11 protein-coding genes, 1 pseudogene and 1 other annotated feature are annotated in these 14,942 nt (G+C 42.6%); of the genes and pseudogenes, 5 read left to right on the forward strand and 7 right to left on the reverse strand.

Annotation, left to right across the window (positions count from 1 at the left end; genetic code table 11):
* The 3 genes from VK080_RS04100 to VK080_RS04110 all read right to left on the reverse strand — a co-directional run.
* Positions 1–208: CBS domain-containing protein (locus tag VK080_RS04100; RefSeq protein WP_324223495.1), on the reverse strand; the 208-nt coding region annotated here is incomplete at its 3' end.
* Positions 208–861 carry a GNAT family N-acetyltransferase gene (locus VK080_RS04105; protein WP_324223496.1) on the reverse strand — a complete coding sequence of 218 codons (654 nt, stop codon included), beginning with the start codon at positions 859–861 and terminating at the stop codon, positions 208–210. The genes VK080_RS04100 and VK080_RS04105, both read right to left, overlap by 1 nt.
* Before the next feature lie 129 nt (positions 862–990).
* Positions 991–4,002 carry a transglycosylase domain-containing protein gene (locus VK080_RS04110; protein WP_324223497.1) on the reverse strand — a complete coding sequence of 1,004 codons (3,012 nt, stop codon included), beginning with the start codon at positions 4,000–4,002 and terminating at the stop codon, positions 991–993.
* A gap of 122 nt (positions 4,003–4,124) precedes the next feature.
* Positions 4,125–4,344, forward strand: a binding site (T-box leader).
* A gap of 46 nt (positions 4,345–4,390) precedes the next feature.
* Between VK080_RS04110 and tyrS the strand changes: the two genes are divergently transcribed.
* Positions 4,391–5,662, forward strand: coding sequence for a tyrosine--tRNA ligase (gene tyrS / locus VK080_RS04115; RefSeq protein WP_324223498.1), 1,272 nt, complete (start codon positions 4,391–4,393; stop codon positions 5,660–5,662).
* Between the two features lie 586 nt (positions 5,663–6,248).
* Here tyrS and VK080_RS04120 read toward each other — a convergent pair.
* The 4 genes and pseudogenes from VK080_RS04120 to VK080_RS04135 all read right to left on the reverse strand — a co-directional run bounded on the left by VK080_RS04120 (position 6,249) and on the right by VK080_RS04135 (position 10,047).
* Entirely contained in the window at positions 6,249–6,551 is a 303-nt protein-coding gene (locus VK080_RS04120) for a hypothetical protein (RefSeq protein ID WP_324223499.1), read from the reverse strand.
* A gap of 272 nt (positions 6,552–6,823) precedes the next feature.
* Positions 6,824–8,263 (reverse strand): annotated as a pseudogene (locus tag VK080_RS04125) (carbon starvation protein A).
* A gap of 379 nt (positions 8,264–8,642) precedes the next feature.
* Complete coding sequence (gene rpsD / locus VK080_RS04130; protein ID WP_324223500.1) at positions 8,643–9,245, reverse strand: 30S ribosomal protein S4; 603 nt, start codon at positions 9,243–9,245, stop codon at positions 8,643–8,645.
* 316 nt (positions 9,246–9,561) lie between these two features.
* The gene (locus tag VK080_RS04135) at positions 9,562–10,047 is read right to left on the reverse strand and encodes a GAF domain-containing protein (protein WP_324223501.1); all 486 of its coding nucleotides are present in this window, start codon (positions 10,045–10,047) and stop codon (positions 9,562–9,564) included.
* A 410-nt stretch (positions 10,048–10,457) separates the two neighbouring features.
* Here VK080_RS04135 and refZ point away from each other — a divergent pair, with 410 nt between their 5' ends.
* From refZ to VK080_RS04155, 4 genes are all read left to right on the forward strand, one after another.
* Positions 10,458–11,081 (forward strand): forespore capture DNA-binding protein RefZ, encoded by a 624-nt coding sequence (gene refZ / locus VK080_RS04140; RefSeq protein WP_324223502.1) that lies wholly within the window; start codon positions 10,458–10,460, stop codon positions 11,079–11,081.
* Positions 11,082–11,469: 388 nt separating this feature from the next.
* Positions 11,470–13,161, forward strand: coding sequence for a septation ring formation regulator EzrA (ezrA, locus tag VK080_RS04145; protein ID WP_324223503.1), 1,692 nt, complete (start codon positions 11,470–11,472; stop codon positions 13,159–13,161).
* Position 13,162: 1 nt separating this feature from the next.
* The gene (locus tag VK080_RS04150; protein WP_324223504.1) at positions 13,163–13,471 is read left to right on the forward strand and encodes a hypothetical protein; all 309 of its coding nucleotides are present in this window, start codon (positions 13,163–13,165) and stop codon (positions 13,469–13,471) included.
* 330 nt (positions 13,472–13,801) lie between these two features.
* The gene (locus tag VK080_RS04155; RefSeq protein WP_324223505.1) at positions 13,802–14,941 is read left to right on the forward strand and encodes a cysteine desulfurase family protein; all 1,140 of its coding nucleotides are present in this window, start codon (positions 13,802–13,804) and stop codon (positions 14,939–14,941) included.
* Position 14,942 lies beyond the last annotated feature (1 nt).

Below are 14,942 nucleotides of genomic sequence, written 5' to 3' on the forward strand. Positions count from 1 at the left end.
ATGCCTGGTGTTCGCATTGATTGTCAAAAACAGATGGTGACGCATCACGTACATCGCGATCCGAAACAATCCCGATAACCTGCTTTTCATCATCCACAATTGGTATGTGGCGGATATGATTCTCTTGTAACAGCCGTAATGCTTCCACTATAGTGGCCGTTGGTGGAAGCGTTGTAACTTCCGTCTTCATGACTTTCTCTACAAGCACTATAACCCCTCCCTCATATTGCGGTATTTTTCCCGCTGTAAAAAGCGCAATTTATCAAATCGTTTGATGGATTCCTCCGGTACGTTCCTGCCAATCCGGACCATGAGACAGTTAGCCGGATGGGAGATAATTTCAGGGTCATCAGTAGGTGCAGGCATCAGTCCGCCTGCTGCCATCATTTTCTCCATCATTTTCCGATAATCCCAGACACTCATACGCATTTCATCAAGATCCCAATGCCAATAATATTCAGTGGAGATGACAATATAATTTTCCATATACGCATCCATCATCGAAACTTTCAGTAATCCGGATGCGACGCCGGCACCGCGATAGGCCGGAATGACTTCAACAGCCCCCAATTCAATCAGGTTTTCCATATTGAATTTTGACCAGCGTTCAAGTGGATCCGGATGCAAATAGGTCACATAGCCGATGATTGTATCTTCCGTTCTGGCAATTATAATCCGCCCCTCGGGAAAATCAGCAATGCTCAAAATAGCGTCGAATTGTTTTGGTGCGGGACGAAATGCCGTTAATTCCTCATGAAAACGATACTTTTTAATCTCTGATGATGGAAGCGGTCCTTCGATAATGATCGTGCTGTTAGGTGTATCACGTGTCGCTGAATGATATGTTTTTGTATGATCCATCTTTTCACCATCCTCATATGGGATAACCATAACGTTTTCATTACGTTAATTATACAGGATTTTGAATGAGATTTTTAGTAGGAGCTGGAAAATTTGATAAAAAATAAGGGGGAGATTCCCCCTTACGTTTTAATCACCGCTATTGCTGTTGTCATCATCTGTATTTTCTTCTTCATTGTTCTCGCTGCCTTCACCGTTATCTCTGCCGCTATCGCGATTATTACCGCCGTTATTTCCCTCACCGGTATCTTCATCTGAATCCTCGCTGGCTCTTTCAGTATCTTCTTCTGGCTCCGATTTATCATTAGACCCGGCAACATCACCGACAACAACTTCATTGGATGCTGACGATTCCAATCCAAAATAGTCGACGGCTTTCACATGATACACGGCATGATTGTCAGGAGCGGTAAAGCTTGTCCCGGTTGTGCTGCCAACAAGGTTAAAGGAACCATCCGGGTTGTTGGCCCGGAAAATCCGGTAGCCAACAACATCATTGCTGCCTGAACTGTTCCAGGACAGTTCATTGCCTGAAGCCGAGATGGAACCAGGAGCAGCAGGGTTTTCCCCATCATCTTCAATCACATTACTGCTGACTTCAGATTGCGGCAATCCAATCTTTTCCCATGCTTCTCGGTTGGTTCGTGGGAAGAGAATGGATAGATCACCAAGTTTGTCATAGCCTTTTCGTTTCAGAAATTCGGGATTGAACGTCAGCCCATCCCCTTCAACAAATTCATCAGGTGTTTTTTCGCCAGCTATGACGGCACTGCCATTGACCATGACATAGGACCCCCGGATAAGGCTGTCATCTTCTTCAGTCGGTACATATTTGGCATTAAACAAATCGGTTCGAACCAGGCCTGCTTCCTCACACAACTCTGACGGCAGCATACCGGAAATGGCGCAATAGCTTCGTGATACGATGCCATCCGGACGTTCAAAACTTTTATCCGGCGCAACCAAATCAGGATTTATGTTTGACGCTGCATTGACCAGTTCGGCCCATAATTTCTGGGTTCGCTGGCTGTAACTTAAAGAACATGAAGGGCATTGAATGCTTTTTCCTTCCTCGTAGCCAATCCACACACCCATCGACACATTCGGGTTAACACCGACAAACCAGGCGTCTTTGTATTTCTGGGAAGTACCGGTTTTGCCTGCCCAGTCAACACCGCTGTGTTTAATCTGTGAATTCAGGTATGCGCCTGTACCCCGATCAATCACATCACGCATGATGTCCAGTGTCAGGTAGGCTGTTTCAGGTGAAAACACTTCGACAGGATCAGGTTCGTGTTCATATATGACATTACCGTCCTGGTCGGTAATTTTTTCGATCATATAACCGTCAGCAAATTTTCCGTTGTTGCCAAGTGTAGAGAATGCATTCACGTTTTCCTCGACCGTGACACCTTTAGTCGTGGCACCTATTGCAAGAGAAAGGTTGGCATACTCTTTATCCCCGATCGTTGTAAAGCCCATCGGTTTGAGAAATTCACTTACAGGATCCTGGTCATTGATCCGGCTGTACACATCAACTGCCGGAATGTTATAGGAATTGTAAAGAGCTTTCCTGGCCGAAACAATCCCATGATATCCACCGCCATAGTTGTTAAGTGTGTAGCCGCCCGCAAAGGTTTTTGGCACATCGGCTATCGGTGTGCCGGGCTGGATGACACCTTTTTCAAACGCTGGTGCGTACGCAAGAATCGGTTTCATTGTACTGCCATTAGAACGTTCAGCCTGTGTCGCATAATTAAATTGGTTATCCTCATTGTAATCTCGTCCGCCGACAAAGCTGATGATCCGTCCGGTGTCGTTTTCCATCAGGATTCCGCCTGTTTGTATTGGCTGTGTTTTTTTAACTTGTTCACCTGTTTCGGGATCTTCCACATAGCCGGTCCAGTCCGGTCCATAGTATTCATAGTTTTGTGCGATTTCCCTGAATGCATCGTGCGTGTCTTTGTCAATGGTTGTATGAATTTGATAGCCATTTCTTCTTAATGCACGATCAGCCAACACACTGTATTCTTCTTTCAGTGCTTCATCATTATTTAAATCTTCCATTGAATAGCCGTCTTCTTTGGCAAGGTGTTCCATAATAATGTCACTGGCGCGTTTTTCGGCTTCATATGTCAAGTATGGATATTTTTCAGCTGGTGACTTAAATTCCTCCATAAAGTCAGCGGATATGTCATATGCCAATGCTTCATCATATTGTTCTTTCGTAATATAATCCGATTCATACATTCTGCTTAATACTGATTTCATCCTGTTCAGTCCAGGCTGCAAACCTGCTTCATCCTTTAACCCACCACTGTTTTTAAAAGGGGTGTAGTAGGATGGACTTTGCGGCAAACCGGCAAGATACGCCGCCTGGGGTAAATTGATTTCAGAAGCGTCGATCCCGAATATGCCCTGTGCAGCAGTTTGGATACCGGCGATGTTGCTGCCTGATGCATCACGTCCATATGGGACAATATTCAAATAAGCTTCCAGAATTTCATCTTTTTCAAAAAAACGTTCAAGACGCATAGCAATTAAAATTTCTTTTGCTTTGCGTTCGAATGATACTTCGTTCGTCAGTATCTGGTTTTTTACAAGCTGCTGTGTCAGCGTACTCCCGCCGGACTGTATTGGCGAATTTGTCACTTGCTGTACAAGCGCCCGTACAATAGCTTTCGGAACGATACCTTCATGTTCGCTGAAATACTCGTCTTCTGTTGCAATGACTGCATCTTTCAGAACGTCCGATACATTTTCAAGTGAAACTTCTTCCCGGTAAATGTCAGAACGAATATCACCAATATATTTGTCATCAGCGAAATAAAGTGATGACGTTTCTTCATAGTTATAAATATCTTTCTCCATACTTTCATAGTCGCGTACCGGTTCATCCTTGACGAGTGACGCAAAATATCCGGCACCGACCCCGCCGGCAAAAACCCCGCCGATTACTGTGATAATCAGGAAAAATAATAAAACACTCCAAACGACATCGTAGCTGATGCGTGACGTCTTCTGAATTTTGCCTGTTTTCCAGAGTGACTTTGCTTTATCAGCATATTGATGCGATTTGAGGTTTCCCCAAAGTGATTTAAACTTATGTATATATTTTTGGATTAATTGCTTAATATCCATTCGTAAACCTCCCCTTAAACCAAATCCATTATAGCACAGCAGGAAAACCAATTGAATAAAGATTTCCAATGTACATATTGCATTTGTGTTACATTTATGGTATGAATAGAAAATAATAAATATCAAGAACGCTGAAGGATTGCAGTAGTTGTGCAAGTCCCTTTCACAGAGATCCGGCGGGTGGTGCGAGCCGGAATATACTTGCAGGCGAATTACAATCTGGAGTTTCTTCTTTCGATTTTTTGGTATTGAAAGAAGACGGTGGCAAAGCATCGTTAACAACCCTGAGTGGCATGAATGAATGCAACAAGGGTGGTACCGCGAGATGAACTCGTCCCTTATTTTGAGGGGCGGGTTTTTATTATTTTTGGAATGGAGTGGAGACAGTATGGACATTTTACAGGATCTGGATAATAGAAATTTAATTCAGCAAACAACCGACAGGGAAGCATTGCAAAAACACCTGAACGAAAATCAGGTGACACTATATTGCGGTTTTGACCCGACCGCCGACAGTCTGCATATCGGACATCTGTTGCCAATCATTATGCTGAAGCGATTCCAGAAAGCAGGTCATAAACCGATTGCGCTGATTGGCGGGGGAACGGGCATGATTGGAGATCCAAGTGGTCGATCAACCGAGCGTTCCCTGAATGAATCATCCGTTGTACATGGCTACAGTGAAAAAATCAAACAGCAGCTTGCGAGACTGCTCGACTTTGATAACGGGCCAAATGCCGCCGTTGCCCGGAACAATCATGACTGGCTTGGCAATATGACGGTTATTGATTTTCTGCGTGACGCGGGCAAACATTTTGGCATCAATTACATGCTCGGAAAAGAATCGGTGTCCGCCCGTATTGAACAGGGCATTTCCTATACAGAATTCAGTTACATGATTTTGCAATCGCTTGACTTCATGAAGTTATATGAACAGGAAAACTGTACATTGCAAATCGGTGGCAGTGACCAATGGGGTAATATCACGGCTGGTATGGAACTAATCCGCCGTTCCCGTGAGAACGAAGATGACGATGTTAATGTATTCGGACTGACGCTGCCATTGATTACGAAAGCTGATGGTACGAAATTCGGCAAAACAGCAGGCGGTGCGATTTGGCTTGATCCGGAAAAAACAACCCCATATGAGTTTTATCAATTCTGGATCAATACCGATGACCGTGATGTCATGAAGTTCCTTCGTTATTTTACGTTCCTGGAAGAGGATGAGCTGCAGGAACTGCAATCTGAACTTGAAAATAATCCGGAAAAACGGCTGGCCCAAAAACGTTTGGCTGAAGAAATGACGGTCATGGTGCACAGTCAGAAAGCACTGGAACAGGCGCAAAAAATCACAGATTCCCTATTCAGCGGTGATCTGAAAGACTTGTCGGCCGCAGACATTGAACAAGGATTCAAAGATGTACCGACATATGAAGCGTCCAGGGAAGACATCGGTTTGATTAATCTGCTTGTTAACGCATCAATTTCATCATCCAAACGCCAAGCAAGGGAAGATATCAAAAACGGTGCAATTTACATCAATGGTGAGCGCCAGCAGGACCTGCAGTATGTTGTGACTGAAACAGATCGCATTGATGATCAATTTACCATTATCCGCCGCGGGAAGAAGAAATACTTCCTGGTGCGTTTCAGCTAAAGACCATGAAATAAACTTATTAATTCAAGTAAAAAGGCGTACTAAAGACGACACAGATTATTCATTTTTTTCAAAAGAGGCTGAGCCACCAGAGCCTAATTTGATGTTTGCCCGTCTTGTGTGATAATACATGCAGTAATGGTATCCTTATAAATATCCAAACCACACGCTCGTTCGATCATGACAGCCAGAACATCCTCTCTGCGGCACTTATGATTGGCGGCTGGTGCAACAACCAGAATAGGGTTAATCTACCATGCGTGCTTCCCAAAGAGGGAGCACAATCGGTGGTGCACCGTGGTCTTTGGAGTCAGACTACAATAACGGGCTCCAACGCACCATAGTAATACGACCTTTCTCGCCAGCCGTAGAACCAATATCGGCAATCCGAACCATCTTCATTCTCTGTGGTGAAGCGCTGGTTTTTGTGCTGCATTGTATGACTATAATCGAAGTGAATTTGGATTTGGGGGCATGAAAATGATTTTTTTATGCCCCTTTTTGAGATCTCGTATCGATTATATAAGTAGAAGAAGGTTTACTTGGAAGGAGACTTTATTTAGCTGCGTCGCCTTAAACAAAATAATCAAACAACAATTCGTATGACTGCAGCAATGGCAGCTACTGAACTGATTCCCGTAGCTATTATCCATTTCAATAATTTGACTTGAGTAGCTTGAAGGGTTGCTTCCACTTTTTTATGAAAATTGTTTAATTCAGCTCTTGTAATCAGCTCTTTCTCTTTAATCAATTCATCCATTTTTACGATGACATCTTTCGTATCTGCTTTTGATTCTAATGATTGTTCCAATATTTTCAGCCGGGCTTCTATTTCGTAAAATCTTGAGTCATAACTTTTCTGTTCATGGTGTGAATCCCGAATCGTCATCACTCCTTTCCCTGACGATCCTTCACGCTTACGATATATTATTCAAATAGAATGTAAAATGGAAAGGCAGTTAATTGAAAGTGATTGCCTCATTTTAATTAAGTTATTTTATTAATCATGGTCTTTTTGTTGTCCTGGATTCAGGTGAACAATAATGATGTATTTATTAAAAACAAAAGCTGGATGGAGGAAATAGGAAGATGCTGTGGGTTTGAAAAGTGGAAAGCAAAAATAAAAGGGGGAAAAGTCATCCCCCCCTTAATTTTTGCACATTAAGCAGCTTTCTGTAAATCTGCTTCAACCCTGTCTATTTTATTCTGTTTCGCTTTCCGGAAAAACCAAACTGTAAAGATAGCGGTCAGAATGATTCCGCCAATATGCGCTATTTGGAATGGCAGCTTGAAGCCGATTTGCGCATTCAATATATATACAAGGACCATGTCGGTAATGAATAATGCCGGAATGAGCGACATCCAATAGTTTTTTTCTTTCATAAGCAAGTACATGGTGCCAATCCAAAGTGCAAGAGCTGCTGTTGATTGGTTTGCCCAGGAAAAATAACGCCATAAAATATTAAAGTCAATTTGTGTCAGTATGATAGAAATAACAAATAACGGGATTGCTATGACCAAACGATTGGTCACTTTTTTCTGAGTCAATTTTATATAATCGGCTATAACGGAACGGGCTGCACGGAACGCTGTGTCACCCGATGTGATTGGCAGTACAATAACACCTAATACCGCAATGGTACCGCCAACTGCTCCAAGCAGGGTCGTCGATGCTTCATTCACTACAGCAGAGGCTGTCCCTTCATTAATAAGCGCATTTAATTCTTCACCATGGAAAAGACTCATCGATGCGGCAGCCCATATCATAGCGATTATACCTTCCGCAATCATCATGCCGTAGAAAACATATCTGCCCTGTGATTCTTTTTGAACTGTACGGGAAATAAGCGGTGATTGTGTCGCATGGAAACCAGACAGTGCACCACAGGTAATCGTTAAAAAGAGCATCGGGAATATTGGCAGATTTTCCGGATGCATGTTTTCCAGACTAAGTTCAGGTATTGCTGAGCCATTTCCCGATGTGAACATCGCAATGCCAACACCGATTGTACCGATAAGGAGCACGGACCCAAGGATTGGATACAGTCTTCCAATAATCTTATCAATCGGCAAAATGGTAGATAACAAGAATTAAAGAAAAATGATTCCTAAAATAATCCACAGTGCCACATGGCCATCAAGCAATATATGAAGCAGCGAACCGGATGTTGTTGCAAATACTGTTCCTACCAAAAGGAGGAGCAATAATGCAAATGCATTGACAAGGTGCCTGGAAAATTTCCCTAAAAACTTTCCAGCGAGTTCCGGTATATGTGCCCCTTTGTTGCGAATCGATATCATACCCGTTAAATAGTCGTGAACGCCGCCCGCAAAAATGGAGCCAAGCACAATCCATATAAATGTAACAGGACCAAATAAGGCACCCATAATTGGTCCGTATATCGGGCCTGTCCCCGCAATATTAAGCAATTGAATCATGGCGTTTTTTTGCTTTTTCATTGGAACAAAGTCAACACCGTCCTTATTCGCAATGGCTGGTGTTTTGCGTGAATCATCTATTCCAAAATTTTTTTCGACAATTTTACCGTATATGAAATAGGCGGTAATGAGCAGTCCGATACTGATGAAAAAGGTTATCATGTTGTTATCCCCCTGTGTAAATCTAGTTGATTGAAAACGATTGCAAAAAAATTATATACCATTTAACGAAAAAGTTCAAATAAATTTCATAAAATTGCAGAATAAAGCTTATAAGCAAAATACTCTTGGACAAACGATATATCTTCTGAGGCGGTGTCATTGACAACGCAGGAAAAGGAGGACTTAAAATTTTGTTGGTAATCATGATTTATGAATCATATGTATCCTAAAACTGATAAATTAAAACGTTATCATGATACATACATATTTGGCAGTTTAAACGGTATAACACATGTTGTTTCTTTACTTTATAAATATAAAATCCCCAAAACCTTTAGATACCAAAGGTCTGGGGATTTTAACCAGTGAAGCGATTCTATTAACGAGAGTAGTACTCAACGATGAGCGCTTCGTTAATTTCAGCCGGCAGTTCGGAACGCTCAGGATAACGTGTATACGTTCCTTCCATCTTATCTTCATCAAATGTGACGTATTCAGGGACGAAGTTGTTGACTTCGATGGCCTCTTTGATGATATCAAGGTTTTGTGATCTTTCACGTAAACCAATAGTCTGACCTGGTTTCACACGATAGGACGGGATATCCACTCGTCCGCCGTCGACTGTTACGTGACCATGGTTTACCAGCTGACGTGCCTGGCGGCGTGTACGAGCCAGGCCAAGACGATAAACCAGGTTGTCCAGGCGGGATTCAAGCAAGATCATGAAGTTTTCACCATGAACCCCACTCATTTTGCCCGCTTCATTAAACAGGTTAAGGAATTGACGCTCATTAAGTCCGTACATGTAGCGGAGTTTTTGCTTTTCCTGCAGCTGCAGACCATATTCAGACATTTTCTTGCGCTGATTGGGTCCGTGCTGTCCCGGAGCGTAAGGGCGTCGATCGAGTTCCTTGCCTGTTCCGGTTAATGAAATGCCGAGGCGGCGTGATTTTTTCCAGTCTGAACCGGTAAATCGTGCCATAGGACATTTCCTCCTTTATGAGTTGATTTGCATAAAATAAACGACCGTGTTCCTGAACATTGTCCATTTTGTTTTCATGTACCATCGCTCCAGCAGCAGAGAGTTACACGATACACCTCTCTATAAGTAAACTATGGAGAGGAACAAAATGGGGCCAATGCCGGTTCACATAGGCTACCTTTTTATTTTACACAACGAACAGTATATAAGTTATGAAGCTTGAAGTCAACCATTATCGGCGAATATCTGCAAAACCTTTTCGATAAATGCTTATACCTAATAGAAAGCGGCTGATGCCATCACCAGCCGCATATGCTTATGGCTGTACTAAACGCTCGATTTCGCTTGCGAATTTTTCCAGATACATTTGATCTGTTTCGTCAAACCGGTTTTTAATCGGGCTGTCAATATCCAGTACACCATAGATATCACTGTTGGAATACAATGGTACGACGATTTCCGATTGGCTTGCACTGTCACAGGCAATATGCCCCGGAAAGGCGAGAACATCCGCCACCCGTTGTGTTCTGCCTTCTTTAATGGCAGTGCCGCAAACACCTTTACCATATTCAATCCTGATACATGCAGGCAAACCCTGGAATGGTCCGAGTACGAGCTCACCGTCTTTCCATAAGTAAAATCCGACCCAGTTGATTTGATCAAGAAATTGATTTAATAAAGCGGAGGCATTCGATAAAATGGCTATCGTATCTGTTTCATCTTCTGACAGAGCGGTTAATTGTTTTAACAGCAGTTCATAGTCTTTTACCTTGTCGCCGGAATAAGCAGTTGCTTGAAACATGACATTCATTTCCTTTCTTTGAGAGATTGTTCAAAAAGTCCGGTAACAATGACACGTCGGGGTAGAGGACCTTAGACTAAATATCGACACGTCCTGTATCGAACGTCGAAGTCACCACAAACAAGAGAAGCCCGCTCCTTGGAAAAGAAGAACGCTTTTCCTGTGTGCGAAGTGAATTCGATGAAGTTTTTCTTGTGCTCAAAACTGCGCCGCCTCGAACGTTGACGCGATTGACGTCCTAGTGCAGGTGCCCGCACAGGACGCCTGAGAACTTAGCCTGCCGGTCCTTTTTACCCTCCTTTTTGAACTCATTTATAACTTCGACAAAAACCTGTGACATTTGTCGAGCGAAAATTGAAGGGATTTTCCCTATTTCGTCGTAAAATAGAAGTAAGGGGGCATGTGTTCCAATGAAAAACAATCCAACGAAGCAAAAAGTCATCGATGCCGCATCTTCATTATTTTTTCAGAATGGTTTCCATGGTACGTCCGTGAGGGATATAGCTGATAAAGCTGATGTCAATGTTTCATTGATCAGCTACTATTTCAAAGGTAAACAAGGACTGCTTGAGTATGCCGTAACACAATACTATGAAGCTTACCTTGAAACAATCGAAATATCCCGTGAGGAAAACAAATCACTGACACCATTGGATAACTTGAAAAAAATGATTGAAGTCATTATACAGTATAAACAGCGCAATCATCAATTATCGTGTTTTATCCATCGTGAGTTATCGCTGGATTCCGTTTTTGTCCGCGAAATGACGGTTACGTATTTGGCAAAAGAGAATTACATAATCAGCAATGCCTTTTATGCGATTTTCCCGGAGCAGAAAAAACGCCACATTGATAACCAGTTTTTGCTGATGCAGCTGAAAGGGATGTTAACCACACCCTATCTGATGCAGCACGAATGGAAAGATCAGGTTATCGGAGAATTTTCGCATCACCAATTTGTAAAAAATTACACGCGGACGATTAGGAACTGGCTTGATTATATTGTGGAGCAAAATAGGGAAACAACCGGGTGAATCCAGGTAAAGTGAAACTTCATTCAGCGTGGCGCTTTTTTCCCGCTGAATGAAGGGGAACAAAGGCTAAATTCGCAACGTCCTGTTGCAACGCCTTTGTGACCTGCATCGTGCAGGCCCGAACCGAATCGGGCATTTAGGGTCAGTCAGCCGCCGTCTTTTGGCGGTTTACTGACCATTACATGCGGGGAAAAAACAACGATTTGTGTACTGCTTATCCTGGTTTTCCTGAAAAATATTGTCGAATCCTTTATTTATTTGAATTTTTTTAGCCAAAAATGCCAATAACGTGGTATTATTGATAAAAAGGATAACTATTTTTCGAAACAGGTTTTATACATAAATATGGGAAAAATCCTCTTATTAGAATGAAGTTAGGAGGCATTTTATGGCATACATCATTGGAAGTATTCTTGTTATCATTGCAATAATCATCACTGGATTAATAATAAGAAAAAGGGTTTATGATGTCGTGGATCGTCTGGAAGCATGGAAAATGGATATCATGAACCGCAATATTGCATCAGAACTGGCACGTATTAAAAATCTGAATCTGTCCGGGGAGACACAGGAAAAATTCGAGTCATGGAAAGAACGATGGGAGTATATTGTGACAAAGGAACTGCCGGATATTGAGGAGTATTTGTTTGATGCGGAGGAAGCTGCGGACCGGTATCGTTTTCCCAGCGCGAAAAAGACACTGCGTACAGCGGAACAAACGCTGCAATCAGTTGAGAAAGATATCGAGAACATGCTGGATGAGCTTGATCAATTGATGGAATCAGAAGAATCGAGCCGTAAATACATCGAGAGGATAGAACCTGATTTAAAAGCTTTGCGCAAAAATCTTTCACAGAGCCGGAGCCAGTTCGGAAAAGCGGAATTGCGATTTGATGTTGAACTAGACGAGCTCGAGGCAGAACTTGGCCGTTACTACGAATTAGTCGATTCCGGGGATTATTCGGAAGCAAGGAATCTGGTTGAAAAATTGAAACAGAAACTGGATGAGTTGGCTGTAGAAATGGAGGAATTCCCGGTCATCTACCGCAAATGCAAGTATGAATTACCTGAACAGCTGGACGAATTATTCAAAGGTCTACGTGATATGAAGAATGACGGCTACCGGATTGAGCATCTCGGATTTGAAAAAGAGGTGCATCATTACCAGCACCGGCTTGTTGAATGCATGGAACATCTGGAAAAAGGTGATACATCGCTGGCAAAGGAAATCATCCCTGAAATAGACGAACGGATTGAGGAAATGTATCAGCTCCTTGAGAAAGAAGCCCTTGCAAAAAATTATGTGGATACGAAAATGAAACCTTATCAGGATGCACTGGCTGCATTGGAAAATAAATTTGATGTGACAAAAGAAGAAGTGGAGACATTACGGCAAAGTTACTATTTTGAAGATGGTGATATGGAAAAATTCCTATCGCTGGACAAATCCATTACGCAGTTGCGCAACCAGCTTGAAGACATAACCAGCTCAATTGAGCATGATAACACATCACATTCAGATTTGCGAAGTGAGCTGGAAAATGGATTCGAAAAATTGGAATCACTAAAGGATCAACATGAGGAATTCAAAAAACGGATCCAAAATATGCGGAAAGACGAAATGGAAGCAAAAGAAACATTGACAGAAATGAAAAAGCAGTTATATCATGTCAATCGTCGGCTCAAGAAAAGCAATATTCCGGGTGTACCGAATTTTATCTGGAACAAAATGGAAGAAGCGACCGAAAGAAATAACCGTGTCTTTTCAGCATTGGAAAAACAGCCGCTTGATATGGCTGAAGTTCAGCATGCGTTATCCGAAGCGAAAACCACTGTTGAATATGTGGCAGAACAGACCGAAACGCTTCTTGATCAGGCCTATTTAACGGAACAGGTGATTCAGTATGCCAATCGCTATCGCAGTCAAGACCCGGCGCTTGCTGCAAAACTGTCAGAAGCAGAACGGTTATTCCGTTCTTATGAATATGAGTTGGCGCTTGAACAGGCAGCAAGAGCCGTTGAAGAAGTTGAACCTGGCGCTCTGAAACATATCGAGGAATTTCAAGAGGCTGCCAATTAATATGACATCTGGCTTCAGAGTCATTCTGCTGTTCCTTGGCACAGGTGTTATAAGTGTTTGGACGACTGTCGCATTTCTGTTTTTTTCCGATGAGCAAACACCGGTGACGGCACAGACACACGGAAAAGCACAAATTGGTATGATCGCCAATAAAGAAATGGCGTTTCAAAGTGGAGCGGACGACGCCGGCAGCGTATACGCCATAACCAACAAAGAGAAATATAATTCAAGGAAACTTTCCAATATGACAAATGATGACGCCGGCAAAGTTTCGATTGATATTCTGCTGGAAGAATTGGAATTAGAATAAAAAATTGAAGTAAAAGCTGATTTAATGGAAAGGATAAACATAAGGTTCAACTACATTCAGTTGAGTGTTTATCTCCCAAGGAATAAAGGCTAAATTCACGGGCGTGCTCGAAAAAGGAAAGTACTTTTTCTATCGCTATCGCAGCTTTCCTTGTCCTGTTGCAACGCCTTTATGACCTGCGTCGTGCAGGTTCGAACTGAATCCGGGCATTTAAGGACAGATTTCTTCCGTTTTGTGGGAGATATCTGTCCTTAAATGCGGGATAAATCTCTTCTGATAAGCGGCCTTGCTTATTGTAGAATGTGATAAGATTTACAGGGAGTCATGACTATGATTTATTTGGATAACAGTGCGACAACAAAACCCGATCCGTTGGTACTAGAAAGTTTTCAGAAGGCATCTGAACGTTTTTTCGCTAATCCGTCGAGTATCCATCAATTTGGCGGAGAGTCCGAAAAACTGCTGCAAAAAGCAAAAGAACAGGCGGCAGAATTGCTGCATGTGCAGCCTGAGGAGATTGTTTTCACCTCAGGAGGAACAGAAGGGAATAACCTCGCCATTAAAGGGGTGGCACTTGAGCACCAGGGACGCGGAAAACACATTATCACGACAACCGTAGAACATTCTTCGGTAGATGAAGCTTTCAAAGGTCTGGAGCAATTGGGATTTGACGTTACGTATATCCCGGTTGATAATAACGGTGTTGTTTCAGTCAGGGATATAAGTGATGCCATCAGGGATGACACGATTTTAATCAGTGTCATGCATGTAAATAACGAGCTTGGCTCTGTTCAGCCTGTGGAGGCGATTGGCAAAATAGCCAAACAGCATCCAAAATTACTTTTCCATGTCGATCATGTTCAGGGAATGGGCAAAGTACCGCTGAGTCTTGCTGATAGTGGTATTGATTTATGCACGATATCCGGGCATAAAATTCACGGTTTAAAAGGAACAGGCATTTTATATGTCAAAAAAGAAACTGCCCTATTTCCGCTATTCCATGGTGGCAATCAAGAGCAGGGGATGCGATCGGGTACAGAAAATCTTGCTGGCTCCGTATCGCTGGTTAAAGCACTCCGGCTGGTAAAGGAACGGCAAAGTACCGGAATTAAGCACATGCGCGAACTGCAGCAGGTGCTTCGGAAACGTTTGAGCAAGTTGGACGGTGTGACAATCAATACGCCTGAAAATGCAGCACCTCATATTATGAACATTTCGGTACCTGGTTTAAAGCCGGAAGTGATCATTCATACGCTTGGTGATCAGGGAATCTATATATCGACAAAATCCGCCTGTTCATCCAAACAGAAGGATGAAAGCAAAATTCTCACAGCATGCGGCCATGATAAAGACCGATCTGCCTCTGCACTTAGAATCAGCCTTTCCTATGATACGACGGAGGATGAAATTGATACATTTTTGAATGCACTGTCAGAGGCAATCAATCAATTAAAAGCAATACTGGAGTAGA

This window comes from Lentibacillus sp. (assembly GCF_035301925.1).
GTDB lineage: Bacteria > Bacillota > Bacilli > Bacillales > Amphibacillaceae > Lentibacillus.